This is a genomic window from Paenibacillus sp. FSL M7-0420, from assembly GCF_038002345.1.
Taxonomy (GTDB): Bacteria; Bacillota; Bacilli; order Paenibacillales; family Paenibacillaceae; genus Paenibacillus_AQ.
In genome coordinates, this window is record NZ_JBBOCJ010000001.1 from 5518223 (window position 1) to 5543331 (window position 25109).

At 53.7% G+C, this 25109-nt stretch carries 24 protein-coding genes; 4 read left to right on the plus strand and 20 right to left on the minus strand.

Annotated elements, in window-relative coordinates; translation table 11 throughout:
• Positions 1 to 7: 7 nt before the first annotated feature.
• From MKX51_RS23505 to MKX51_RS23530, 6 genes are all read right to left on the minus strand, one after another.
• The gene (locus MKX51_RS23505; protein WP_340994065.1) at positions 8 to 136 is read right to left on the minus strand and encodes a hypothetical protein; all 129 of its coding nucleotides are present in this window, start codon (positions 134 to 136) and stop codon (positions 8 to 10) included.
• An 896-nt stretch (positions 137 to 1032) separates the two neighbouring features.
• Positions 1033 to 1494: a hypothetical protein gene (locus MKX51_RS23510; protein ID WP_036732344.1), complete on the minus strand. Its 462-nt coding sequence runs from the start codon at positions 1492 to 1494 to the stop codon at positions 1033 to 1035.
• Positions 1495 to 1553: 59 nt separating this feature from the next.
• Positions 1554 to 2060 carry a type 1 glutamine amidotransferase domain-containing protein gene (locus MKX51_RS23515; RefSeq protein WP_340938749.1) on the minus strand — a complete coding sequence of 169 codons (507 nt, stop codon included), beginning with the start codon at positions 2058 to 2060 and terminating at the stop codon, positions 1554 to 1556.
• A gap of 159 nt (positions 2061 to 2219) precedes the next feature.
• Complete coding sequence (locus MKX51_RS23520) at positions 2220 to 2393, minus strand: hypothetical protein (RefSeq protein ID WP_340994066.1); 174 nt, start codon at positions 2391 to 2393, stop codon at positions 2220 to 2222.
• Positions 2394 to 2773: 380 nt separating this feature from the next.
• Positions 2774 to 3223, minus strand: coding sequence for a D-aminoacyl-tRNA deacylase (gene dtd, locus MKX51_RS23525; RefSeq protein WP_340994067.1), 450 nt, complete (start codon positions 3221 to 3223; stop codon positions 2774 to 2776).
• Between the two features lie 28 nt (positions 3224 to 3251).
• Positions 3252 to 5432, minus strand: coding sequence for a RelA/SpoT family protein (locus tag MKX51_RS23530; protein WP_340938746.1), 2181 nt, complete (start codon positions 5430 to 5432; stop codon positions 3252 to 3254).
• A gap of 312 nt (positions 5433 to 5744) precedes the next feature.
• Here MKX51_RS23530 and uraA point away from each other — a divergent pair, with 312 nt between their 5' ends.
• The gene (gene uraA, locus MKX51_RS23535; RefSeq protein WP_209872306.1) at positions 5745 to 7055 is read left to right on the plus strand and encodes a uracil permease; all 1311 of its coding nucleotides are present in this window, start codon (positions 5745 to 5747) and stop codon (positions 7053 to 7055) included.
• 112 nt (positions 7056 to 7167) lie between these two features.
• Here the strand turns inward: uraA and MKX51_RS23540 are convergent, their stop codons facing one another.
• The 6 genes from MKX51_RS23540 to MKX51_RS23565 all read right to left on the minus strand — a co-directional run bounded on the left by MKX51_RS23540 (position 7168) and on the right by MKX51_RS23565 (position 13915).
• Positions 7168 to 7686, minus strand: coding sequence for an adenine phosphoribosyltransferase (locus tag MKX51_RS23540; protein ID WP_036732465.1), 519 nt, complete (start codon positions 7684 to 7686; stop codon positions 7168 to 7170).
• Between the two features lie 82 nt (positions 7687 to 7768).
• Positions 7769 to 10171 (minus strand): single-stranded-DNA-specific exonuclease RecJ, encoded by a 2403-nt coding sequence (gene recJ / locus MKX51_RS23545; protein WP_340994068.1) that lies wholly within the window; start codon positions 10169 to 10171, stop codon positions 7769 to 7771.
• 29 nt (positions 10172 to 10200) lie between these two features.
• Complete coding sequence (locus MKX51_RS23550; protein ID WP_340938743.1) at positions 10201 to 11166, minus strand: cation diffusion facilitator family transporter; 966 nt, start codon at positions 11164 to 11166, stop codon at positions 10201 to 10203.
• A gap of 121 nt (positions 11167 to 11287) precedes the next feature.
• The gene (gene secF, locus MKX51_RS23555; protein ID WP_340938741.1) at positions 11288 to 12187 is read right to left on the minus strand and encodes a protein translocase subunit SecF; all 900 of its coding nucleotides are present in this window, start codon (positions 12185 to 12187) and stop codon (positions 11288 to 11290) included.
• Positions 12177 to 13430, minus strand: coding sequence for a protein translocase subunit SecD (gene secD / locus MKX51_RS23560; protein WP_340938739.1), 1254 nt, complete (start codon positions 13428 to 13430; stop codon positions 12177 to 12179). Before secD ends, secF begins: the two co-directional genes overlap by 11 nt.
• Positions 13431 to 13663: 233 nt before the next feature.
• Positions 13664 to 13915 carry a post-transcriptional regulator gene (locus MKX51_RS23565; protein ID WP_036690543.1) on the minus strand — a complete coding sequence of 84 codons (252 nt, stop codon included), beginning with the start codon at positions 13913 to 13915 and terminating at the stop codon, positions 13664 to 13666.
• Positions 13916 to 14129: 214 nt separating this feature from the next.
• Here MKX51_RS23565 and spoVB point away from each other — a divergent pair, with 214 nt between their 5' ends.
• Positions 14130 to 15731, plus strand: a complete 1602-nt coding sequence (spoVB, locus tag MKX51_RS23570; RefSeq protein ID WP_340994069.1) for a stage V sporulation protein B — start codon at positions 14130 to 14132, stop codon at positions 15729 to 15731.
• Here spoVB and MKX51_RS23575 read toward each other — a convergent pair.
• Entirely contained in the window at positions 15728 to 16537 is an 810-nt protein-coding gene (locus tag MKX51_RS23575; protein ID WP_340938737.1) for a DUF421 domain-containing protein, read from the minus strand. The genes spoVB and MKX51_RS23575 overlap by 4 nt on opposite strands.
• A gap of 200 nt (positions 16538 to 16737) precedes the next feature.
• Between MKX51_RS23575 and MKX51_RS23580 the strand changes: the two genes are divergently transcribed.
• Both MKX51_RS23580 and MKX51_RS23585 read left to right on the plus strand, forming a co-directional pair.
• Positions 16738 to 17130, plus strand: a complete 393-nt coding sequence (locus MKX51_RS23580) for a TIGR04086 family membrane protein (protein WP_340938736.1) — start codon at positions 16738 to 16740, stop codon at positions 17128 to 17130.
• Positions 17131 to 17229: 99 nt separating this feature from the next.
• Positions 17230 to 18069 (plus strand): phosphatase PAP2 family protein, encoded by an 840-nt coding sequence (locus tag MKX51_RS23585; RefSeq protein ID WP_340994070.1) that lies wholly within the window; start codon positions 17230 to 17232, stop codon positions 18067 to 18069.
• Between the two features lie 89 nt (positions 18070 to 18158).
• Here MKX51_RS23585 and yajC read toward each other — a convergent pair whose 3' ends face one another.
• From yajC to ruvC, 7 genes are all read right to left on the minus strand, one after another.
• Positions 18159 to 18476, minus strand: coding sequence for a preprotein translocase subunit YajC (gene yajC, locus MKX51_RS23590; protein WP_340938733.1), 318 nt, complete (start codon positions 18474 to 18476; stop codon positions 18159 to 18161).
• Positions 18477 to 18521: 45 nt separating this feature from the next.
• Positions 18522 to 19658, minus strand: coding sequence for a tRNA guanosine(34) transglycosylase Tgt (tgt, locus tag MKX51_RS23595; protein WP_340938732.1), 1137 nt, complete (start codon positions 19656 to 19658; stop codon positions 18522 to 18524).
• A gap of 21 nt (positions 19659 to 19679) precedes the next feature.
• Positions 19680 to 20708 carry a tRNA preQ1(34) S-adenosylmethionine ribosyltransferase-isomerase QueA gene (queA, locus tag MKX51_RS23600; RefSeq protein WP_340994071.1) on the minus strand — a complete coding sequence of 343 codons (1029 nt, stop codon included), beginning with the start codon at positions 20706 to 20708 and terminating at the stop codon, positions 19680 to 19682.
• A 17-nt stretch (positions 20709 to 20725) separates the two neighbouring features.
• Positions 20726 to 22828, minus strand: coding sequence for a SpoIID/LytB domain-containing protein (locus tag MKX51_RS23605; protein ID WP_340994072.1), 2103 nt, complete (start codon positions 22826 to 22828; stop codon positions 20726 to 20728).
• Positions 22829 to 22922: 94 nt separating this feature from the next.
• Complete coding sequence (gene ruvB, locus MKX51_RS23610) at positions 22923 to 23930, minus strand: Holliday junction branch migration DNA helicase RuvB (protein ID WP_036690556.1); 1008 nt, start codon at positions 23928 to 23930, stop codon at positions 22923 to 22925.
• A gap of 26 nt (positions 23931 to 23956) precedes the next feature.
• Complete coding sequence (gene ruvA / locus MKX51_RS23615) at positions 23957 to 24580, minus strand: Holliday junction branch migration protein RuvA (RefSeq protein WP_340938728.1); 624 nt, start codon at positions 24578 to 24580, stop codon at positions 23957 to 23959.
• On the minus strand, positions 24577 to 25080 hold the full coding sequence (gene ruvC, locus MKX51_RS23620; protein WP_036690559.1) for a crossover junction endodeoxyribonuclease RuvC: 504 nt from the start codon (positions 25078 to 25080) through the stop codon (positions 24577 to 24579). Before ruvC ends, ruvA begins: the two co-directional genes overlap by 4 nt.
• Positions 25081 to 25109: the final 29 nt, after the last annotated feature.

The window sequence follows — 25109 nt, forward strand, 5'->3', positions numbered from 1 at the left end:
TAAGCGGTTAACGCCCGCCTACGCGCAATTCGGCTACTGACTGTAGGCAATCCTGCTGCCTGCGTTCGCCGTGCGTTCTCGGGGAGGTCATTCGTCCGTTCATCAACAGAATCCTTACAGCCTTGCCGATCAGCATGTGTCCTCCTTACCTGGACGACAGCCATGATCTGCGGGATTCCTCTCTGGGGTTGTGGGTTACGGATTACTTGGTCCCGTCATCAAAACAATATAACTTACCGTATACTGTTAGATTCTACTGAACCACTGCGCTAAAGTCAAGGATTGAATAAAATAAGCTGCCTCCAGCGTTCCTTCCGCCAAATGGACTGAGATTCCGTTATTAAGGCAAAAACTCATAATTCTCAGCCTAACCGGACTCAGATTCCGCTATGCACCTACATATACCTCATTATTCGCTCAAATCAACCTAATAACGGAATGTCAGTCCGCGTCCGCTTCAAAATAACGTTTTTTGGACAAATAGGCGCTTCTCAGTCCGCTTCACTCTGCTGGGACTCACTCATGCGCCAACCCTAAAACAAAAAAGTGACCTGCAGCCGATTGCTGCAGGTCCATCATCATATATTATAAAAAAGGGGGTCATGCTTCTATTATAAACACGCTATATTAAGGAATCATGAATGGAGTGTTACAGTTGCATTACAGAAAAGAAAGCGTTTCACCAAGCCGTCCAAATCCCCGCTGCATGCTAATCCATAGGTTACACCATCCCCCTGTTCCTGTCTACATATATCCTGCCGTTTTCTCTTTTTGCTGCAGAACAAAATTATTCAAACGGATGGATGAATAAGATTACCTTCGCGCGAACACAATGTATGCTGTTTTTCACATACATTCAGGTCGTGTGCCTGCTTGCGAGCACCGTTTTGGGGCAGTAATGTTGCACTTTTGGCAGGATTTCTCATGGATGTATTCAAGGAATACTCATCTCCAAATCTAAAAAACAGCTCCAGCCTCTCCATAACGGAGGGCTGGAGCTGAAATGTATACCGGCGGGAACCGCGGTCCCTTTTAATCAAAAATCTCCACATAGGCCTGCTTGCCGCGCAGAACCTCTACAACCTCGTTGTAATGATTCTCGGCTACCTTGAGATCCATGACATAATGCAAGTGCTCCAGGTCACTGCTTGTCAGCTCTTCCCCTCTATGCACTTCGCCCTCCGTGCGTACTTCATCGGCGCGTACTTCATCCGTACGTTTCAGATCATCCTCTGCCGCAACTGCCGGAACAATGGCCGCCCCGGACCCCATACCTGTTGCACCTCCGGCAGCGTAAACGCCTCCGGCACCTGTTGAAGCGGTATTGGTGGAGCCCAGCGGGATCAGAATGTTGCGCCGGTTATTTACTCCATTATCCAAAGGGTCCGTTAACGCCGATACCTCAATCCCCTCTACACCGTAAGGAATCAAAGAAGTTTTAGCACCTTCCGCTGCATCTTCTGTACTGAAATAGGCTTGGATTCTTCTAGTCATTGTAAATCCCTCCCATAAAGTTGTATTATGCCAAACGGGTTATGCAGGTATTTCTTGTATTACAACACCTTAAGCAGCTCACGCACAAAAGCGGGCTCATCCTTGGGTGTGCGTGAAGTAATGTAATTGCCGTCTACGACGACCTCTTCATCCTTGAACTCCGCACCGGCATTGATCAGATCATCCTTCAGCGGTGGATAGGAGGTAAGCGTGCGTCCTTGCAGCAGTTCAGCGCTGATCAGAATCTGCGGCCCGTGGCAGATAGCGGCAATCGTCTTGCCTGCACGGTCAGCATCCTTCACGAATTGCAGAATATCCGGGTCAAGACGGAGATTCTCCGGCGAAGATCCGCCTGGAATGACTATCGCATCATACTCTGCGGCTGTGACCTCGCTGACCGCTTTATCGGCGGCATAGGATACGCTTCCTTTTTTGCCGAGCAGGGTCTCATTCTTCTTCAGACCGATGATTTCTGCCTGATGTCCTGCCTGTAGAACTTCTTCGTAAGGAACCTTCATTTCAGAATCTTCAAAGTCATTGGCGAGCAGAAAAGCTACTTTACTCATGAGATCCATATCTCCTCTCTACGCTGCTTTCGTTCATGTCAATCTATTACCCTCATTCCCCCGCTTTATAACGAGCCCTGGCAGGTTCGATGCAAATTCTTATTTCACAACTACAATCTCTATGCGTCGAAAAAAGCAGTCCGCTGCCCTTCGCTTCTTCTAGGTCCGGGGCAGAAGACCGCGGCGCATTCCACGCATTCCCTGCATCTCCTGCATCTCCTGCGTCTCCCGCAGCCCGCCGGCTTCCTTCGCTTCCGCTGAAGCTTCAGCCGCAGACCCCGCCTTATGACCTTGTATCGTGTTCCACATCCATGCTTTCGGTGCTTGTCTCATCACTTCGGACTCCCCGCAACTTGTGAATAGTCATTCATCCCTAGTCTATCCACCTGCGAGGATGGCTATCCGGCAGGGATTAAATAGAACCCATTGACCTTCGTAGCATCAGCACAGTGTGTCTGCTTTTCCGCTTACATCCCGCGCGATCGCCTCTGCTCCAGCACACAGTATGCGCCTTCCCACTTAGATTATGCCCGATTACCTCCACAGCAAAAAAGACCCCACCTTGTGGAGTCCCGTGATGTATCTTATCAAGTGGAAACGGCTTTGCCGTCCTTTTAAAGGACGGTACCGTGTCGGCGAGAAATAGAAGGATAAATTATCGTGTGAAACATATAAATTCTTATATTTACAGTTAAAGCGGCGTCTGCCCGGCTCTAATCCTGACCCTTGCTGTCCAGCAGCAGCGTAACCGGTCCCCAGTTGGTCAGGGCGACATCCATCATCGCTCCGAACACGCCGGTCTCAACCTGTAGCCCTCCGGCACGCAGCACCTGGTTGAAGTAGTCGTAAAGCCGCTCTGCCTCAGCCGGAGCCGCTGCCGCCATGAAGTTGGGGCGTCTGCCCTTGCGGCAGTCCCCGTACAGTGTGAATTGGGAGACGGACAGAATGGCCCCGCCGGCCTCTGTCACACTATGGTTCATTTTACCGGCATCATCCTCGAAAATCCGCAGTCCGGCAACCTTGTCAGCCAAATACTTGGCATCCTTCTCTGTATCCTCATGGGTTACGCCGACCAGCAGCAGCAGGCCCTCTCCAATGGCTCCGGTCACTGCACCGTCCACCGTCACACTGGAGTTCTTGCAGCGCTGCACAACGACTCTCATCTCATCCTTCAGCTCCTTGCCTTAGCACCTATTGCATAATACGGTTAACGGTATACACATCCTTGACCCGCTTCACTTTGTCGACCACAGACTGCAGGTGATCGGTATTGCGGATCAGAATCGTCATATGGATCATCGCCATCTTGTTCTTGTCGGAGCGCCCGGTGACCGCTGAAATATTGGTCTTGCTCTCCGATACCGCCTGCAGCACTTCATTCAGCAGTCCGTTGCGGTCGTGGCCGGTAATCTCAATATCGACGCTGTAATTAGCCTCCATACTGCCTTCCCACTCCACTTCAATCACGCGCGCTGCTTCCTCCCCGTCCATCTCGTTCGGAAGGTTCGGACAATCCTCACGGTGCACCGATACGCCCCGTCCACGGGTCACATATCCGATGATATCGTCGCCCGGCACAGGATTACAACATCGTGCGAAGCGTACCAGCAGATTGTCGATCCCCTTGACACGGACCCCGTTGGTCGGCTGGTTGCGCTTCTCTCCGCTGGATTTGATCGCCTTCATCTCGGAGGTAAGCTCCAGATGGCCTGCGGCCTCCTCCTGGTCCTTACGCAGCTTCTCAGTCAGCTTGGAGGCGATCTGCGCTGCGGTAATCCCGCCGAAGCCGACCGCCGACAGCATATCCTCCACATCATTGAAGGCGAACTTCTTCGCAGCCTCGGACAATTTGTCCTCCGTCAGCCAGTCAGAGACCTCCACGTTCAGGCGCTTCAGCTCGCGTTCGATGGCCTCCCGGCCCTTCTCCACGTTCTCCTCGCGCTTCTCCTTCTTGAACCACTGCTTGATCTTGCTCCGCGCATGTGAGGACTGGGCAATCTTCAGCCAATCGCGGCTTGGACCGTAAGAATTCTTCGAGGTCAGAATCTCCACGATATCCCCGGTCTTCAGCTTATGGTCAAGCGGAACAATACGCCCGTTCACCTTGGAGCCGATTGTCCGGTTCCCGACCTCGGTATGAATGCGGAACGCGAAATCCAGCGGCACCGAACCGGCAGGCAGCTCCACTACCTCACCCTTAGGCGTGAATACGAAGACCAGATCAGAGAAAAAGTCCATCTTCAGCGATTCTACAAATTCTTCGGCATCCTTGGCTTCGTGCTGAAGCTCCAGAATCTCGCGGAAGAACGGCATCCGGTTCTCGGGATTAACGTTGTTGCTGCTGCCTTCTTTATACGCCCAGTGGGCGGCGATCCCGAATTCGGCCGTGCGGTGCATCTCCCAGGTGCGGATCTGAACCTCCGTCGGCTCTCCTCCCGGACCTACTACGGTTGTATGCAAAGACTGATACATATTCGCCTTGGGCATAGCAATATAGTCCTTGAAACGGCCAGGCATCGGCTTCCAAAGCGTATGAATAATGCCCAAAGTGGCATAACAATCCTTAATATTGTCGACGATAATGCGGATAGCCAGCAGATCATAGATCTCGTTGAACTGCTTGTTCTTCGTGTTCATCTTGTTATAGACACTGTAGATATGCTTCGGACGTCCCGAAAGATCGCCTTCGATGCCCATTTCATCGAGCTTGGCGCGGATGCGGCCGATGACACTGTCAATGAACTGCTCGCGTTCTGCCCGCTTCTTGTGTACAAGATTCGCAATCCGGTAGTACTGCTGCGGGTTCAGGTAACGGAGTGCAATATCCTCCATCTCCCACTTGATCGCCGAGATCCCCAGCCGGTCCGCAATGGGACAAAAGATCTCCAGCGTCTCATAAGAAATCCGGCGCTGACTCTCCTCGGACTGGTATTTGAGCGTACGCATATTATGCAGACGGTCCGCCAGCTTAATCACGATCACCCGGATATCCTGGGCCATAGCGATGAACATCTTGCGGTAGTTCTCGTTCTGCTGCTCTTCCTTGGAGCGGAAGCGGATGCGTTCCAGCTTGGTCAGGCCGTCCACCAGCATGGCGCAGGTATCGCCAAATTTCGTGCGGATCTGCTCCAGGGACACCGTCGTATCTTCCACAACATCATGCAGCAGCGCAGCAATAATGGATATGACATCCATTTGCATATTGACGACAATATCTGCGACCGCCAGCGGATGCAGAATGTATGGCTCCCCCGACTTCCGTACCTGCCCGTGATGAGCCTGATCGGCGAATTCATAAGCTTCACGGATGCGGAGAAGATCTTTTTCTTTTATATAGGCGCCAGCCTTTTCGGTTAGTTGCTCTATGCCCATTCTCGTCGTATCCGTTTCCCTTCTATAATAAAATGAACCTGCAAGCATGCAGAATTTGCAGGTTCCATACGTTCCCGGCTGCATTGCGCTCAGGTTAAAGTTGTCTATAATTATGACGCTTACGAGGGATTCCGTCAACACTTGCCATAGCGTGGTATTCCTGTAAGGGAAAGGGTCAAGAAAAGACAATTTTGTGGCACGGATAAAAATGTTGTTGTAAAAAACCGCTGTTCTATTTAATCTAGTAAAGGCGGTTTTTTAAAAGATAAGAATTGTCAAATCAAATTAGATCAGAAAGAGAAGTGAACTCCATTGCAACGCGAAATTCAAGTTAACGAAAGACTCCCTTGGGGCCCGGGCTTCCTCCTGAGTCTTCAGCATCTGTTCGCCATGTTCGGCAGCACCGTGCTTGTTCCCAACCTGTTCGGGGTAGATCCCGGCATGATCCTGCTGATGAACGGTATCGGCACCTTGCTCTACATTCTGATCTGCCGCGGCAAAATCCCTGCCTATTTGGGTTCAAGCTTCGCCTTCATCTCTCCGGTGCTGCTTGTGCTGAAAGAGCATGCCGGCGACCATGAGCGCGGATATTCGCTTGCATTGGGCGCTTTTATCGTGACTGGTGTTATATTCATTCTTGTGGCTTTAATTGTACGTTATGCCGGTACCGGCTGGATTGATATTGTATTCCCTCCGGCAGTTATGGGAGCGATTGTGGCCACGATTGGACTGGAGCTTGTACCTGTAGCCGCACGGATGGCCGGACTGATTGCACCTGAGGGTGTGGCCACTGCCGACTGGACGCCTGACGGCAAAGCCATTACCCTGTCGCTCGTCACGCTTGGTGTTACCGTGCTCGGCTCCGTGCTGTTCCGCGGCTTCCCCAAAATCATTCATATCCTCATCGGTATTGTTACCGGTTATGTACTCGCTTATATCTTGGGTGAAGTGAATACTGGTGCCATCTCTCAAGCAAGCTTCCTCTCGCATCCCACAATCATTACCCCATCCTTCAACTGGCAGGTCATTCTGACTATTATTCCTGTATCGCTTGTGGTCATTGTGGAGCATATCGGCCATTTGCTGGTCACCAGCAATATCGTCGGCAAGGATCTGACCAAGGACCCGGGACTGGACCGCTCACTGATGGGTAACGGGATTTCAACAGTACTCTCCGGATTCCTGGGGTCTACGCCTAATACAACCTATGGTGAGAATATCGGCGTTATGGCTCTGACTAAGGTGTACTCGGTATATGTTATCGCGGGGGCTGCCGTGATTGCCATCGTGCTGTCGTTCTCCGGAACGTTCTCCTCGGTCATTGCCAACATTCCGCTGCCGGTTATGGGCGGTGTATCCCTGCTGCTGTTCGGTGTCATTGCGGCGTCGGGCCTGCGTATCTTTGTTGAACAAAAAGTCGATTTCTCCAAAGCCACCAACATGATTCTGGCTACGCTCGTCCTGGTTGTCGGCATCAGCGGCATTTCGCTGAAGCTTGGCGGTGTAGAGCTGAAAGGCATGGCACTGGCGACTATCGTCGGTATGGTCCTCGCCCTGCTCTTCAAGCTGATCGAGGTTCTGGGCCTGTCCAATGAACAGGAAGCTGACAAATCGGCACATTAAATAACTCACATCTGTTATTATCCACCCAGCGCATCAACAAAAAGCGGACTGCTGTCTTCATTCGACAGCAGTCCGCTTTATATTTCCCGGGAAAAGTTGCCGGGCACGACGATTAATCCTCGTAAGTCAACAAAGTAACCACTTCAATATCCGACAGCTTGTCCCGTCCGGCCAGAGCCGTCAGCTCGATCAGGAATGCAGCGCCGACCACCTGACCTCCAAGCTGCTCCACCAGGTTGACAGAAGTAGCAATCGTCCCTCCGGTAGCCAGCAGATCATCAGCAATCAGCACCTTCTGGCCTGGCTTGATCGCATCGGTATGCACAGCGAGGGTATCCTTGCCGTATTCCAGATCATAGCCCACTTCGATTGTCTCATAAGGAAGCTTGCCGCTTTTGCGGATCGGCACGAAGCCTACACCCAGCGCGTAAGCCAGCGGTGCGCCCACTACAAAGCCGCGCGCCTCCGGTCCGGCAATGACATCGATCTCCAGGTGGGCCACGAGAGCTTTAAGCTCATCGATGGCTGCACGGTACGCAGCGCCGTCCTTCAGCAGTGTAGTAATATCTTTGAAGCTGATTCCAGCCTGGGGGAAATCCGGAATTACGCGAATATTGTTTTTGAAATCCAACATCATCATCTCCTAAAAGTAAGCGGGGATCATCCCCGCTGAAGTTACTCGAACCAAATGACCGTGACAGCATATCTAGCTGTTATGAGGCCCCTAAACGCCGTGACAGCATGAATTCCTGCAATTCACTGCGGCTGCCTTCCATGAAATACTGCTCCATCTCCGCCGTCTTGCCCAGTCTGACGAAATGCTCTGATGTGCTCAGACTCTTGGCGGCAGGCTGCGGGACAAAGGTGATTGTGCCGCCGCTGCGCTCAATGAAGTCAAGCTCAGCGAACACATCCAGCATTCTGCTCACCATACGCATACCAAGCGCCGACTGGCGGCTGAGCCGCAGCAGCACTTCATGCTCAGGAGTTGGAGCTGCAGCGATTGCAGCAATCCATTGATATAACGATTTGAAATGATCACGGGTAGGAACCTGCAGCCGGTCACGCCCGTCACGGATGGAATGCAGCAAGGCAATGTTCTCCGCCCCCGGAAAAGCAGTAAACAGTGCTTCCAGCTGCTCCGGGGACTCCGGCATATCCAGCACACAGAGCAGTGACAGTCCCTCTTCGTCACGCGTGCCCTCCGGCTGATGTACAGCAGTGATCCCGGCTGCCTCATCGTATACCCAGAGGGACATGCCCTTCAGATCACGCAGCGGCGTTGTCCGGCTGTTCTGGAAGACCGCTGCACTCCGGTCCGGACTGCTTCCGCTATAGGTGCGGAGCAGCTCCTGAAGATGCGCCGCCTGCTTGACGGCATCGGCCGCGCCGCGCAGATCGAACAGCTGCGCCTTCGGTACCGCAAGATCCTGCAGCATCAGCTGAGGCTTGCGCGAGCCGTTCCATTCATTGACGGACAGCTCTGCCAGAACATCCACGGCTGTACCGTCCGGAAGCAGCTCAGCCAGCGGCCCCTTGCCGAACGCTACAGCTTCAATTGTCAGCTTGTCCTGCTGGAGCACAAGCTTAAGGTGCTTGCCCTCCTGGCCCATCTTCCGCGTCTCCTTCACAACTGCTCCGCGTAGAATGAATCTCGGCAGCGGATTGGCCATGCCGAACGGCGCAAGCCGCTCCAGCTCAAGCGCAGCCTGGAGGGTCAGATCCGCAATGGATACTTCACCATCCGCAGCTGTAACAGCTACGAAGTCCTCCGGTGTCAGAACAGACGCAGCATAGCTATTCAGCGCCGCATCGAAGGCTTCCAGCTTGTCCTGCGGCACACTCATCCCTGCAGCGGCCGGATGTCCTCCGAAGTGGTCCATCAGCCCGGCACATGAGGATAAGGCAGCATAGATATCGAGGCCCGGGATGGAGCGGGCAGAGCCCTTGCACATCCCGGTCTCCGGATGAATGTCCAGAATAATGACCGGACGGTAATACCGCTCCAGCAGCTTGGAGGCCACAATGCCGACTACACCGACATTCCAGCCCTGGTCCGCCAGCACAATAATATCCGGCAGTCCGCTCCGGCTGATTCTCTCCTCCAGCTTGACTGTGGCTTCGGTGACAATTCGCTCGACAACCAGTTGGCGCTCCTTGTTCAGCAGATCCAGCTCTCCGGCAAAATGCTCAGCTTCTGCCGCATCTTCCGTGGTCAGCAGTGTAACCGCCCGGCCAGCATGATCCAGTCTTCCGCTGGCATTAATACGCGGCGCCATACCGAAGGCGATATTGACCGCACTGACGGTGTTCATCGCAATACCGCCTACCGCGAGCAGCGCACGGATGCCCGGGAACGACGAATTCCGCATGCTGCTGAGACCTCTGCGCACCAGACTGCGGTTCTCGCCCAGCAGCGGCATCAGGTCAGCTACGGTACCGATAGCGGCAATCTCACACCATTCCTCCGGCACTTCGCTGCCAAGGAGCGCCTCAGCCAGCTTGTAAGCCACACCCACTCCGGCCAGACCCTTGAACGGATACGGGCAGTCCGGCAGCTTCGGGTTAATCAGGGCATACGCCTCGGGCAGCAGCTCCGGCGGCTCATGATGATCCGTGACAATAACATCAATGCCCAGCTCCGAGGCATAGGCAATCTGATGATAGGCACTGATACCAGTATCAACCGTAATGACGAGAGATACACCCTGCTGGACCGCCCAGTCCAGCGCATGATTATGCAGTCCATAGCCTTCATTGGAGCGATGGGGAATATAAATGTCAAAAGAGGCCCCAAGATGACGCAGAAGGTAGATCATCAGCGCAGTGCTGGAAACCCCGTCTGCATCATAATCACCATACACCAGAATATGCTCTTCCTCTTGCAGTGCCTTCTGTATCCGCGGCACCGCTTCAGCCATTCCTTTGAGCAGGAATGGATCATGTCTATCTTCCGCTCCTGAATCCATGAATACCCGTGCCTTGTCGGCGGTATCCAACCCTCTTTGCACTAGCAGTGAAGAAAGGAGCGGAGAAATAGAAAGGCTCCGGGCCAGTTCCGAAATACGCTCGGAATCGGCTGCCGGAGATTGCCAGCTTGTTTTTGAATGAAGCAATACAGTTCACCTTTCTCTCACCTTGCAGACTACTGAAGCAGCGTGGGAATATCGTTGTCCGCGAGCTCGTGATTGCTTTTATAAGGATAACCCGGATCATACGGCACAACATCCATATGAACCTCGCCTACATGAACGAACCGGTGCTGCAGCAGCTTGCGGGCACATTCTGAAATATCCTGGGCCTCCATCACGCTGATCCGCGGATTCACACTAATCTTCACATGCAGATTCACATAACTGCCTTCCTCCAGCGCCCGGAGCTGCTCCACCCGGATGACTCCATGCACCCGCTGAACCGTCTCAATGAAGCTGGCTGCTTCCTCGGAAGGAAGCTCCTGAATCTTTTTGCTGTACACTGAGGAAGTAATTAATGAATAGCCTTTGCGCAGAATCAGACAGCCGGTCAGCAGGGCTGCGATGGGGTCCATATACAGCAGAGGATGCCAATCCAGGTATCCTCCAGTCATGGCCAGGGCAATCCCGATAAATACAGTTATAGAGGTGTACAGGCTGAACCTGTGGCTATCAGCATAAGCCGCGTGACTGCCGTCGCCCTTTTTTTTGAAATAACGGTACTGGTATTGAAACACCGCCTCTTTGAACACAATGCACAGCAGGACAGCGGCAAGCGCTGACTGCCCCGGTGCAGACAGATGTCCCCGGGTCAAATCACGTATCGCCGAGAAGGCAACCTGCAGCCCGCCCATAATAATCAGCACAGAGAACAGAATAGCCGCCATCGGCTCCTTGCTTCCTTGCGCAGCCCGGCCGCGTTCCGCTGAGCCTTCTGCCTTGTGACTCTGCTTCAGGTTCCACGGAATCACCCCCGCCAGTCTGGCAGCGGCATCTGCTCCGGAATAGATTGCATCCCCCAACAATGCCTTGCTGCCTGACAGATAACCGATACTTCCCTTCGCTAGAGCGAGTAGAACATCACTAAGGATTCCGGTCCAGGCAACGGTTTGTTTCCGGGGTAATGGTTTGTCATTCATAACGAGGCCCTCCTTACCACTAGCAGGTAAACTCATGATGATGAAATCAAGCAAGACGCCCTGACCCGGAGATTCCGAAAAGCCGCGTCGCTACAGACGCGGCTTACAGAACAACCGGGTGCTAGGCTTTGGCCGGGGTCTTCGCCGCAGGCTTCTGGTTCTTTTTCAGGAGCAGCCAGAGCGGACTTGCGATGAAGATCGATGAATACGCTCCGAAGAGCAGACCGATAACCATAGCAAGCGAGAACATACGGATCGACTCCCCGCCCATAATCAGCAGGAAGAATGCGGCAATAAATACAGTGAAGGCTGTATAAAGAGAACGCATGAGTGTCTGCATTACACTTTTGTTAACCAGGTGCTTCAGATCCTCATACGACTTCTGCTTGCCGAAGCGCAGATTCTCGCGGATCCGGTCAAAGATAACGATGGTATCGTTAATTGAGTAACCGATAATGGTCAGCACCGCGACAATGAAGGTGATGTCTACCTCCAGACGGAAGATCGAGAAGACCGCCACTACCATGAATGCGTCATGAAGCAGCGCCACAATGGAAGCCAGCGCAAAACGCCATTCAAAACGGATACTTACATAGATGATAATCCCGATACTGGATAGCAGCACGGAATAGATCGCATTGCGGGCCAGTTCCTTGGCCATCTCAGTATCTACGGTATTGATTTCAAAAGACGCCTTGTCATCAATCTTGTTGATTGACTGCTTGAGGGTCTCACTTTGTGCATCACTCAGCTCTTGATCATAGCGGATGTTGACCCGCTTGTCGCCGATGGTAACGGTTGGTTCATGCTCGATGCCCGCACCCTTTAGAGCCGGCTGCAGCTCAGCCAGCGTGACACTCTTGGAGAGCGCTACGTCCACATTGGACCCGGCCTTGAAGTCAACGCTGTAGTTCAGGCCGAAGGTTGCCAGAAAGACGAGCCCCGCCACAGTAAGGGCAATCGAGAAGATATAGAAGAATTTACTTAAATGTACGAAATCAAGCTCTTTCTTAAAGCGCACTGATGTCACTCTCCTTTACCCCAAATTGCTTCGGCTTCTTGAGTGCGCCGGCTTTAACCAGCACTGTCAGCAGCCAGTGGGCAAAATAAAGGTTTGTTACGATACTTAGTACAATTTCCACGATCAGAATCAGTGCGAAGCCTTTAACCGCACCCGTACCGAAGGCGAACATGACAGCCGCTACGATAATAGTGGTTACATTCGCATCCATAACTGTACGGAAGGAGGTCTTGTTCCCTGCTTTGACGGAAGACATAATGCCCTTCCCGCTGCGCATTTCTTCCCTGATCCGTTCATTGGTAATGATATTGGCATCGACGGCCATCCCTATACCGAGGATGAACGCGGCGATCCCGGGAAGGGTCAGTGTAAAGTCTGCCAGGACAAATACCAGAATCAGCAGCCAGGTGTGCAGGATCAGCGCAAAGCTGGCCAGTACGCCCGGAAGACGGTACATAAGCAGCATGAAGATCAAAATAATCACAGAACCGACAATCCCGGCTCTGACGGTCTCATCCAAGGATTGCTTACCCAGTGTAGCCCCTACGCTCTGGGAATATTTCTCTGTCAGCTTCAGCGGCAAAGCACCGAGGTTGATGGTATCGGCAATCTCACGGGCTTCATCCAGTGTATATCCCCCGGAAATCGAAGCCTTACCATCGGTCAGGACAGCTCGTACCGTGGGAGGCGAAGATAACAGATTCTCATCCAGATAGATGGCGAGTTCCTTACCCAGCAGGCGCTCGGTAATCTCTGCGAATTTCTTCTTGTCTTTGATGGAGATGCTGATTTCGGGCCGGTTCAGTTGATCGCGCTGAACCTCTGCCGCACCTTCAACAAAGTCACTGCCTACAAGCTCAATCTTGCTGTATACCCCGGGAGCATCCCCTTCATTGGCACTGCGGAAGGTCAGAACTGCGGGTTCTTTCATTTTTTTGCGGACCTCTGCTTCGTCCGTCACACCTGCGATCTTCAGACGGATGCGGTCCGTACCTTCGGTGGTCACCTCAGGCTCGCTGGTTCCGAGTGCATTCGCCCGCTTCTCGAGGCTCTCTGCAGTCTTCTGCAGTGAAGCGCGGGTCAGAGTTCCTCCCGTATCCATTGGCTCGGCGTGGTACAGAATTTCGAATCCGCCCTTGAGGTCAAGACCCAGACGGACTCTGTCCAGCAGCCCGGGAGTAGTAAATACCATGACGCCGGTTAGAACGACCACGGTAATGATAAAGCTCATCATTCTCTTCATGCTCTAGCTAGTTCCCCTTTCATTACATCAATATTCCTATTATAGCTACGTGCGAAATGACCGTCAATTCAGAAGGAATGACGGTGTCTTGATTCACACAAAGAAACGGCAGGTTCTGCTGCAAAGCGAAGATACCTCCGTTTGATAGGACAAGTCTGAACACTCTTTACTTACTTTACTGCTTCCCGTACCCGTTTGCAAAAGAAAATCGTTCCTTTTGACAAATCCCCCCGTTAATTCAATCCCCGGTAGGCCGCCAAGGTCAGATAAGTCATATAACTGCCTGACTTGAGTGAATAAATGTCATTGACCAGCCTGTGCAGGGGAGGTCTTCCCTCCTTGGCATAATTGCGGCTGATGCAATCCCAAATATCCTTACCGGTCACATATTCATAGCCGAGGAGCCGGAATTCCTCCGCTTTGCTGATGCACATGGCTTCGATATCTTCACTAAGCTCGTCATATCTCCATTGTTCCGATTCCACGTGCAGGCACCTCCAAAGATTCCTCAATTACGTATGCTCAGTGGTACGTATTCGACCCTGCGCTCACACTTTCCTGCTTAAGACCAAAAAACTTGTCTACAGAATGCTTGTCATGCAGCGCACCTGTACCCGCATATCCTTATACAAGCCTGGCTTGGTTATGGCGGTAATTCACCTGCAGTTTCATCTCATATGTAGGAAGAAGGAGTGCCCTGTGAGGAAACAGACCTTTATACAAGGAACGATCATCCTGCTGCTCGCCGGTATCATTAACCGGATGCTTGGCTTCATTCCCCGGATTGCCCTGCCCCGGATCATCGGCGCTGAGGGAGTGGGTCTGTATCAGCTCGGATACCCGTTTTTCATTGTGCTCATTACGGTAATTACGGGGGGAATCCCGCTGGCGATTGCCAAGCTGGTTGCCGAAGCCGAAGGGGAGAACCGCCCGGAGCAGTCGCGCAAAATCCTGCAAACCGGCCTCGCTCTCAGCCTGTCGCTGGGCATTGTGTTCACCTTCGTCGCCCTGTTCAGCGCCTCCTGGGTATCCAGCGTTCTTCTGACGGACCAGCGTGTCTATTATACCTTCGTCAGCATGACCCCCATGATTGCCATCGTCGCCGTTTCATCCATCTACCGGGGATACTTTCAAGGCAGGCAGAACATGATTCCCTCGGCCTTCTCCTCCGTGCTGGAATCGGTCATCCGGATCTTCTTCATGCTGTGGTTCTCCTGGATGCTGCTGCCGAAGGGCATCGCCTTTGCAGCTGCGGGTGCGATGCTTGGCGTGACTGTGGGGGAGATCGCCGGAATGCTGGCCCTGCTGGGGCAATATTATTTTAACGACAAAAAAGACAGGTCTGAACTCCCGCCTATCGTAGATACTATGGTTCAGGATACGCAGGGCAGTGCCGGACGCGAACCCGCGCAGACGACTACACCTGTCTTTAAGCGTCTCATCGGCATTTCAATACCGGTAACTGCCGGACGGCTGATCGGCTCATTCTCTTACCTTCTGGAATCGATTATTACCGTGCGCAGCCTCGCGCTTGCCGGAATCGCAGCCGCCGCCGCAACCGCACAATATGGTTCCTTGCAGGGAATGGTGATTCCGCTGCTGCTGCTGCCGGGTGTGCTCAGCTCCTCGCTGGCCGTCTCCCTTGTCCCTTCCTTATCCGAGGCCGCAGCCCGCAACGATTTGCCCACGATTCACAAAAGAATGCACCAGGCCCTGCGGCTCGCCATGGTGACCGGTGCCCCGTTTGCTGCTGTTATGTATATTCTTGCCGTACCGCTCTGTACGCTAATGTACGGCAATGCAGCGGATACGGCCCCTATGCTTAGGATGATGGCCCCGTTCGCTGTGTTTCTCTATGTCCAGGCCCCGCTGCAGGCTGCCCTTCAGGCCATGGACCGGCCGGGTAAGGCACTGATCAATACGCTGATAGGAGCCGTTGTCAAAATCCTGCTGATTCTCCTGCTGGCCTCCCGGCCCGAGTACGGCATTCTGGGCGCCATCATCGCCATTATGGTCAACAGCTTACTTGTCACGCTTCTGCACGGCTACAGTGTAGTCAAGCTCACCGCCATGTCCTTGCGCTGGTCGGACCCGCTCAAAATCCTGGCCGCTACGGTCATCATGGCCGCCGGGATGTCGTATGTGTATACGTCCGTTCCGATCTCCCCGTCGCAGTGGATACAATTCTTAGCCGCTGCCTTCTGCGGCATGGCCATCTATCTGAGCATCTGCCTGTTATCCGGGCTGATCTCCAGGCGTGACCTGGAGCGTGTGCCCTTTTTCAGACGCTGGCGCAGTTAGGTTTGCTTCCCCTTATCCGGGCTAATCGGGGCAATGTAGAGCTCTCCCTTATGATCCACGGAGCACAGGAAAACATCCCGGAAATCAGAGACACCCTTCTGCCGGATCTGGGTTCTAAGCCAGAACCGGTTCTTGCCGATCATCTCAAGATTGCCATCCTGCACCTTCCCGTCCATAATCAGCGGAATCGGCAGTCCTTCATAACGGATCTTATGCTTCGGCAGCTTCACAGAAGCAGAGTCACCGCCGGATGATTCAGCATTGCCGGAGTCCTTCTGGCTATCGCTGTTCTTCTCCTTCCGCTCTGCGCCGGAGCTGCTGTTGCCCGACTGATTGGATGAAGTGACATTCTGGTTCTTCTCGATCACCGTTAACTGCCCGCTTGTCTCCAGGATAGCGAACTCCACATCTGCCGGACTGACAATATTCTGCCCGCGGAGCTGCAGCAGCAGATCATCAATATTATACCGCTGCCGGCGCATTTCGCCCCGGTGAATCTTCCCGTCCGAGATCAGAATGCTGGGTCTGCCATCCACCATTAAGCGCAGCTTCCGGCTCTTCAGGCTGAGCTGTGCGACGATAACCTGAATCAGCACCAGAGTCGCCATAGGAACGACACCATCATAGATGGGGCGCTCGATATCCTCAATTACAAAGACACCAATCTCGGCAATCATGATGGAAATGGTCAGGTCAAATACAGACAGCTTACCGATTTCACGTTTGCCCATGATGCGCATGCTCAGGAAAATGAAGATATACATCAGCACGGTCAGAAAGATATGGATCGTAATATGCTGGAACATATTCTCTTCGCTCCCCTTCCGCTACTCCCCCATACTGGCGGATTAATGTACCCCTATTCTGACCTGACCGTAAAGGGAACATTCGGAAAGCTGCTGCTTAATTACTGGTAAAAGTCATACCGCCTATTCTTGTACTATTGGGGCAAGCCTCCCCATACAATAATTAGTATCCGGTTAACAAACTTTTAGGGGGTTTTACCATGTCTGTAATCAGGCGTCTATTCTCATGGAAAATATCTAGTCCGGTATTATCGGGTTTAATCCGCTCGTTCCTGTGGATGATGCTGGGTGCGTTCATCCTCTCCCTCCTGCTCTGGGGCAGTGGACTGCAGGAACAGGATCTCACCATGTACACCTACATTGTGCACGGCGTCGCTGCCGCATTCGGAGGCTTGACCGCAGGCAGCAGGGCCCTCCGCAAAGGCTGGTACCAGGGCGCACTCACCGGCTTGCTATACGGACTGGCTGTGCTGCTGATTGGATTTCTGGCTCTTGACAGTTCGCCGGGGGGAATAGACTTCCTGTGGGTTCTGGCGGCTGCAGGCATTAGCGCACTTGGAGGAATGTTTGGAGTTAATTTACAGAAATCCTAATTAATATAATTTTCGAAAATTGAAACCTTCCCTTGAAAATATGGTACACTACCTATGTCTGACTTCATATGAGCGATTATCAAGGAGGCTTCGAATGCTTTGCTGTACCAATCCATGAATCTTGTAGTAGTATATACCGTTGCCATTGTTGTGATCTTAATCTGGATCGGCGCACGGCGCAATCCGCTGATGGCCTTAGTTGAAATCGGGAGAGAGCTGCTGAGATCCTATAAATTCACACTCATAATTATAGGAATGTTCAGCATTCTTGCCCTGAATAAATATGAGCTGCAGATCGAAGAAAAGATGCGGCTGACCGCAGATTACACAGGTTTTATCTTCGGCCTGGAGGGGCATTTCGTCCGGATGGTTCAAGAGCTGTTCTACGCTCCCTGGCTGACACCGGTGATTGTCTTCTTCTATATCTTCATGCTGCAAGCCGTGCTGGCAGCCTCACTGGGGATCTATCTGCTGGACAAAAACCGTGTGATCCTCTATGCGACCTGCTACACCATTATTCTAACCTATGCTATCGCTATTCCGTTCTATCTGTACTTTCCGGTCAATGAGGTATGGTCCTATGCGCCTGCCGGGGTCCGGTTCATCATGCTGGATGTTTTCCCGAGGTTTGAACAGGAATACCGGCCGCTATCCGGCCTCAATAACTGCTTCCCGAGCCTACATACCGCTATCTCCGTATCCATGGCTCTGCTCGCTTACCGCTCAGGCAACCGCCGCTGGATGGTGATCAGTACAATCTCAGCCGTTATTATCGTTTTTGGAATCTTCTATCTCGGCATTCACTGGCTGACCGACATGATTGGCGGCACCCTGCTGGCTGTACTGTCCACGGCTATCGCCGTACCGCTTGCCAAGCTTACCCTGCGCAGCGGGGAACAGGGCTTGAGAGTGCGGGGCCGGGTCACCAATACACGTTAAGGCCCTCAATTCGCATATGGCGTATAAAAAAAATCGGCGTTCTCTCCTAAGAGAAACGCCGATTTTTATGTAATTAAGCAGAGAGACTATTACATCTTGTCTTCTACTTCCACAACTGCGTGACTGATCGAGCCCCGGTCAAACGTCAATCGGGTCACATCATTAACCCGCAGAATAACGATGTCATCCGAAATCTCCATGATCGTTCCGTGCAGACCGCCGATGGTAACGACCTTATCGCCCTTCTTGAGCGCTTTGAGCATTCCGTTACGTGCCTTGGTCTTCTTCTGCTGCGGACGAATCAGCAGGAAGTAGAACACGACAAACATCAGTACAAAAGGGCCTACAAGACCCAGAATACTGCCTCCGCCGCCGCCTGAACCTGCTGCCATATAAAACTGTGACATATCATTTCCCCCCTTTCAAGAATAAACATGAACACTCCGTACTCTCTAGAAGCCTTTTAGATTATCATATAATCCGTATTGTGCAAAAAACTCATCGCGAAAATCAAGCAGCCGATCTTCCATGATGGCTTCACGCACTTTACGCATCAATTCCAGCAGGAAGTGTAAGTTATGGTACGTTGTCAGCCGCAAGCCGAAGGTTTCGTCGGCCTTAATCAGATGACGCAGATAAGCACGGGAATAGTTCCGGCAGGTGTAACAGGTACACTCCGGGTCCAGCGGCCCGAAATCACGGGCATACTGGGCGTTACGCACGACGAGTCTCCCCTGACTGGTCATTGTTGTTCCATTACGGGCAATACGGGTAGGCAGAACACAGTCGAACATGTCTATTCCGCGGATTGACCCTTCCAGCAGCGCATCGGGTGAACCTACGCCCATCAAATAGCGCGGTTTCCCTTGCGGCAGCAGCGGAACCGTGTAATCCAGCACTTCATACATAAGCTGCTTGGACTCTCCGACGCTGAGTCCCCCAATAGCATACCCCGGGAAATCCATGGAAGTCAAATCAGCCGCGCTCTGGCGGCGGAGATCCTCATGCATGCCTCCCTGTACGATAGCGAACAGTCCCTGGTCATTCGGACGGGCATGGCTTCGGAGGCAGCGTTCGGCCCAGCGGGTGGTACGTTCGAGCGATTTCTTCACATACTCATATTCAGCCGGATAAGGCGGGCATTCATCGAAGGCCATCATAATATCGGAGCCGAGCGCATTCTGGACCTCCATAGCGACTTCGGGAGACAGAAACTTCTTGTCCCCGTTCAGATGGGAGCGGAAATGAACCCCTTCTTCGGTGATCTTACGCATGTCGCTCAGGGAGAATACCTGGAAGCCGCCGCTGTCGGTCAAGATCGGGCGGTCCCAGTTCATGAACTTATGCAGGCCGCCCGCTTCGCCGATGATCTCATGACCCGGACGAAGGAACAGATGGTACGTATTACTCAGAATAATCTGTGCTTCCATCTGCTTAAGCTCTTCAGGACTCATCGTCTTGACAGTAGCCTGGGTGCCCACCGGCATGAAGGTCGGTGTCTCAATAATTCCGTGCGGGGTGTGGACTCTTCCGAGCCGTGCCCCGGATTGCTTACAGGTCTTAATGTGTTCGTAAGTGATTGCTGCCATTGGTTTAACCCTTCCTCTTGCTTAATAAATGAACATTGCATCGCCAAAGCTGAAGAACCGGTACTGCTGCTTAATCGCTTCTTCGTATGCGGCGAGAATCAGCTCCCGGCCAGCCAAAGCGCTTACCAGCATGACCAAGGTTGACTTGGGCAGATGGAAATTGGTGATCAGTGCATTGACGACAGTGAATTCATAACCCGGATAGATAAAAATATCCGTCCAGCCGCTGCATGCCTCAATCGGCCCGCCCTGGCATTGTCTGCCTACGGTCTCCAGGGTCCGGCAGGAGGTGGTGCCTACAGCTATGATTCTTCCGCCTCTTGCTCTGGCTTCATTGAGAGCATCCGCTGCTGCCTGCGACAGCTCGAAATACTCGGCATGCATGACATGCTCTTCCACGGTCTCGGCAGACATCGGACGGAAGGTCCCCAGACCGACATGTAGTGTGACATAGACGATATTCACACCGATGGCTGCAATCTGCTCCAGCAGCTCAGTGGTGAAATGCAGTCCGGCTGTCGGCGCTGCCGCCGAGCCTTCATGCCGGGCATACACAGTCTGATAACGCTCACGGTCATCCAGGGTTTCCTTGATATAAGGAGGAAGCGGCATGGAGCCGAGCCTATCCAGAATCTCCTGGAAAATCCCCTGATAAATGAAGCGGAGTGTCCGCCCGCCCATATCTGCTTCATCTTCAATCACGGCACGAAGCTCTTCACTGAAGACAATGACCGCTCCGGTCTTCAGCTTCTTGCCAGGCTTCACCAGCGCCTCCCAGCGGTCCCCTTCGAGATTCTTAAGCAGCAGGACCTCCGCCTTGGCTCCGGTATCTTCCTTGACTCCGAACAGTCTGGCGGGAATAACCCGTGTATCATTAAGTACAAGCGTATCGCCCGGGCGGAACTGCCCCAGTATATCCGTGAAATGACCGTGGTCCAGTTGCCCGCTCTCCTTGTCTACCAGCAGCAGTCTGGATGAACTGCGGTCGGCAAGCGGAGTCTGGGCAATCAGCTCCTCCGGCAGATTGAAATCATAAAGTTCAACATTCATAATAGGATCTTCATTCCTTAATTCTTAATTATAGTAACGTTATTAAAATAGTGTTGCAATATTTGCTTATAATCATACCCTTTGTCGGCCATTCCCTTCACGCCCCATTGAGACATGCCGAGTCCGTGCCCATAACCCCAGCCGATGAAATAGAAGCCCGGACTGCCGGTCACGACTCTGGAGTTCTGATCCGCACCCATCACAACCGTACCGCTGCCGCTGGACGTCACTTGGCCCGAGGCAGACAGCACTCCGGCCGGGCTGGTGCTGCCGATAGCAGCTGTAGAGCCGTCAGCGCCTAATACAGTATAACTTCCGGCAGGTACAATATCAAACAAGGTGCTAGGCAATCCGCCGAAGGAGGAACGGAACAGATCCGGGTACTTCACCTGCAGGATCTGGCCGTTCGCCTTGACCTCCACCGCTCTTCCTGAAGGCCCGCGCCGGGTAACCTCCAGAGTGGTTATAGAAGAGGGCAGAGTGCCGCTGGTCTTGCCGGCCAGGCTCTTCAGCAGCTCGGCTGAAGAATACGGACCCTTGATCCAGCTGTAGCTGCCGGATTCATAGACCTGATTCAGCACTACGGCGTTCTGTCCGGGATTCAGCTTGCCTGCCGGAGCAGCACTGCTGTCAACGACAGGCAGCGGCCGGATATTTACATCCTTGGCAGTGGCTGTGGCAATAGGGAGCCCTGCGGCTGTCTTGCTGCCTGTTAATTTGATGTTATCTTCCCGGGCATAGCCGGAGACGCCGTTGTCCAGCAGTACATAGTACCACTTCTTAGCCGAGCCCACCGCAGCCACATCCTCTGCGCTGGCCACACTGGTATAGTTGCCGCCGCTGTTCCATACCTCCGACGGATCAGCCGTAACGCCGCCGCTGTTCGAGGAGAATACCGCCTCCACAACCTTGCCGCCGCTCTGCAGCACTTCACCTGCGGTTGCATCAACCGCCTTGATGATTGTGGGTGCTTCTGCACTGATTCCGTTATAGACCTGGCTGAGCGTTGTGTCCACCACATTGGCAACATCGAAGCGGTTCCCCTGGGACAACGCGTAACTGCGTGCCGCTACAGCCTGGGCCTTCAGCGCCTCTTCCGGCCAGCCGGAGGATACCTCTCCCCCCACTACCGCATACAGATATTGCTCCAGCGGAACCACGTTAATGACAGACAATGAACCATTCAGGTTGCCAAGCTCCATATCGCCGCGGTAGATCCGCTTGGACCTTTCTGTAAGCATAATTCCCTTATCATTGCCGGACAAGATGAACTTCGCGTCACTTCCGGATAACAGATAATGAAAGGCCTGGACTTCGCTGTTGAAATCGAGCCCTGCGTCCATGCGGATCATTACGCCGGGTGCACCCGGCGCCACAGGCGTCAGAGCAAGCTGAGGAAGCAGCGCAGCTGCCGAAGCAGAGACCGCCGCAAGCTCGCTGTCACTTGACGCCTCTCCTACCCATACCTCGGTACGCGCACTGCCGCCCTCACCGGATATGAATACCGGCCAGGCATCTAAGCCGGCAGTGGTCAGGCTGCTGACTACCGCCTGGGCTTCCTCAAGTGTAGCGTAGGAGCCCGCAGACAGATGCTTGGTTCCGGCCACCGCAGGGGTCTGCCCCTCAGGAATCGCCAGACCGGCCTTGAGGACTGCGTTCAGCCCGTTATTGGCTGCACTCTCACTGGCATAGCCTCCGGTATATAGCTGATATACCTTGGCGCCGCCTCTGGCAGCCATGAAGATCTGCGGCTTATTGGAAGAAGACTGGAGCTTCTTCGCCGCATCCGCAGCGCTCTGCCAGCTTGGCGTCTCCAGCACCTTCACCCGGAACCCGTCGAGACTGACACGGACCTTGTTCTGGGCCGGAACCGACAATAGCGGGCTGCCGCCGGCTGCCGGAAGCAGGCTGAAGCTCTGCTCGGACTGCAGGGTTACCAGCGGTACGGTAGATTTATATTTGCTGCCAATATCGGCATACAGTGCAACCCGGATCGACCCGCCGGAATCGGCACGGGCGTGATCAGCCGGAATGAGCAGACTGCCTGCCGCAAGCAATGCAGCCAGCGCCCCCCGGCCCAGCAGCCCGATTCCTGTTGTTGTCCACTTCGCAAGTTTCATTGTAGGCCTCCTAAAAAGTATTAGTGATACATCCGCTTCGTGTGTAGCCCAAACAATACGTAAGATGTTGTACTATGGGCAGGATTCTCAGTAATCAGTTAGGCTGCGGAGGAAGCGGAAGGCCAAGATGATGATAGGCCGCAGGCGTAACAATGCGCCCTCGCGGCGTACGCTGCAGGAAACCGATCTGCAGCAGATAAGGCTCGTATACATCCTCAATGGTCTGGCTCTCTTCACCTATCGTAGCAGCGATGGTATCCAGCCCGACAGGACCGCCCCGGAAGGAGCTGATCATGGATTGCAGCATCTTATGGTCAATGCTGTCCAGTCCCCGGGGGTCCACCTGGAGCATCTTCAGCGATTCGGCAGCAATCTCCGGGGTGATAATCCCGTCACCCCGGACCTGAGCGTAATCGCGTACCCGCTTCAGAAGACGGTTGGCAATCCGCGGTGTCCCCCGGGCCCGCAGGGCAATCTCTTCCGCTGCATCGCCCAGAATCTCAATACCCAGCAGTTCAGCATTGCGCGCCACGATGAAGCTTAGTTCATCGATAGTGTAATACTCCAGCCGGCTGACCACTCCGAAGCGGTCACGCAGCGGAGCAGACAGCAGTCCCGCACGTGTCGTCGCCCCAATGAGCGTGAAAGGCGGCAGGTCCAGCCGGACCGACCGTGCGCTTGGCCCCTTACCTATCATGATATCCAGCGCGAAATCCTCCATCGCCGGATACATGACCTCCTCCACCGTCCGGTGCAGACGGTGAATCTCGTCAATGAACAGCACATCGCCTTCCTGAAGGTTCGTCAGCAGTGCTGCCAGATCGCCGGGCCGTTCAATCGCCGGACCGGAGGTGGTCCGCAGATTGACACCCAGCTCGTTGGCAATAATATTGGCCAGCGTCGTCTTGCCGAGACCCGGAGGCCCGTACAGCAGCACATGATCCAGTGCTTCACTGCGCATCTTCGCCGCTTCTATATATATTTTCAGGTTCTCTTTCACCTGGTTCTGGCCGATATATTCACCCAGATAACGGGGGCGCAGACTTAATTCCACCGCCTGCTCGTCCATCATCAGATTAGCCGATATAATCCGGTCATCCATTCTTCCTCACTCCGTTCTTCAGGGACCTATTTGGCGGTATACAGCAGCCCCAGCGCCTTCTTCATCAGCACATCAACCGGTCCGGCATCCGTGCCTTCCTGCTTCATCTTCAGATACACCCTGTCCAGCTCGGCATCGGTGTAACCGAGCGCCTTCAGCGCATCCCTGGCTTCTTCCCACGGCAGCGCCTCTGCCTTGCTCTGCGCTTCAGCCGCTACTGCGAACAATCCCGTCTGCAGGGCTGCCCCGCCGAAGCCGTCCAGCTTGTCCTTCAGATCCAGAATCATCCGCTGCGCCGTCTTCTTGCCGATCCCCGGCAGCTTCGTCAGGAAGGTGATATTCTCCTGATAGATGGCCGCGATCAGCTGGTCCGGCGTTCCGCCGGTCAGAATGCCCAGCGCAACGCGCGGGCCGATGCCCGATACCTCAATCAGCTTGCGGAACAGCCGCTGCTCCTCGCGCGACGGGAATCCGAACAGCAGTGTAGCATCCTCGCGGGTCTGATAATGAATGAACACAGTCACCGGACCCTCTGTCTTGGCAAAAGCATACGGGTTCGGGCAGAATACTCGGTACCCTACGCCCTGTACATCCAGCACAACATATTCCGGCTCCAAATGGGCAACCGGCCCTCTAAGAAAATCTATCATTTTCGCAATACCTCATTTAATTTGGAATTAAGACTCACAGAATGGGCATGGCATACCGCCACCGCCAGCGCATCCGCCACATCATCGGGCTTCGGCACAGCCGTCAGCTTCAGCAGCAGCTTAACCATCTCCTGCACCTGCTTCTTCTCCGCCTTGCCGTAACCGACTACAGCCTGCTTCACCATCATCGGGGTGTATTCCGCCACCGGAAGCCCGCGCTGCACGGCTGCCAGAATCAGCACCCCGCGTGCCTGCGCCACCGGCAGAGCCGTGGTCACATTGCGGCTGAAGAACAGTTTCTCTACCGCTACCGCGTCCGGCTTATATTTATCAATCAGCTGCACCATGCCTTCATAGACATGCAGCAGACGCTCTTCTTCCGGGGTATGTGCCTCTGTCTGGATGCAGCCGTATTGGACCGGTGTTAATTTGTTGCCGACCTTATCGACAAAGCCAAAGCCGACAATCGCCAGCCCCGGGTCAATCCCCAAAATGCGCAAGATCCTTCTCTCTCCTCTATGCCCGGGCG

Excerpts from the sequence above, each read along its gene's own strand:
- yajC (WP_340938733.1), bottom strand. The coding sequence starts at position 18,476 with ATGTCACAGTTTTATATGGCAGCAGGTTCAGGCGGCGGCGGAGGCAGT.
- MKX51_RS23530 (WP_340938746.1), bottom strand. The coding sequence starts at position 5,432 with ATGGGCATAGAGCAACTAACCGAAAAGGCTGGCGCCTATATAAAAGAA.
- secD (WP_340938739.1), bottom strand. The coding sequence starts at position 13,430 with ATGAAGAGAATGATGAGCTTTATCATTACCGTGGTCGTTCTAACCGGC.
- ruvB (WP_036690556.1), bottom strand. The coding sequence starts at position 23,930 with ATGGATGACCGGATTATATCGGCTAATCTGATGATGGACGAGCAGGCG.
- MKX51_RS23575 (WP_340938737.1), bottom strand. The coding sequence starts at position 16,537 with ATGTTCCAGCATATTACGATCCATATCTTTCTGACCGTGCTGATGTAT.
- MKX51_RS23505 (WP_340994065.1), bottom strand. The coding sequence starts at position 136 with ATGCTGATCGGCAAGGCTGTAAGGATTCTGTTGATGAACGGACGAATG.
- ruvA (WP_340938728.1), bottom strand. The coding sequence starts at position 24,580 with ATGATAGATTTTCTTAGAGGGCCGGTTGCCCATTTGGAGCCGGAATAT.
- tgt (WP_340938732.1), bottom strand. The coding sequence starts at position 19,658 with ATGGCAGCAATCACTTACGAACACATTAAGACCTGTAAGCAATCCGGG.
- queA (WP_340994071.1), bottom strand. The coding sequence starts at position 20,708 with ATGAATGTTGAACTTTATGATTTCAATCTGCCGGAGGAGCTGATTGCC.
- MKX51_RS23580 (WP_340938736.1), top strand. The coding sequence starts at position 16,738 with ATGTCTGTAATCAGGCGTCTATTCTCATGGAAAATATCTAGTCCGGTA.
- MKX51_RS23510 (WP_036732344.1), bottom strand. The coding sequence starts at position 1,494 with ATGACTAGAAGAATCCAAGCCTATTTCAGTACAGAAGATGCAGCGGAA.
- MKX51_RS23515 (WP_340938749.1), bottom strand. The coding sequence starts at position 2,060 with ATGAGTAAAGTAGCTTTTCTGCTCGCCAATGACTTTGAAGATTCTGAA.
- MKX51_RS23550 (WP_340938743.1), bottom strand. The coding sequence starts at position 11,166 with ATGAATGACAAACCATTACCCCGGAAACAAACCGTTGCCTGGACCGGA.
- MKX51_RS23520 (WP_340994066.1), bottom strand. The coding sequence starts at position 2,393 with ATGAGACAAGCACCGAAAGCATGGATGTGGAACACGATACAAGGTCAT.
- dtd (WP_340994067.1), bottom strand. The coding sequence starts at position 3,223 with ATGAGAGTCGTTGTGCAGCGCTGCAAGAACTCCAGTGTGACGGTGGAC.
- MKX51_RS23605 (WP_340994072.1), bottom strand. The coding sequence starts at position 22,828 with ATGAAACTTGCGAAGTGGACAACAACAGGAATCGGGCTGCTGGGCCGG.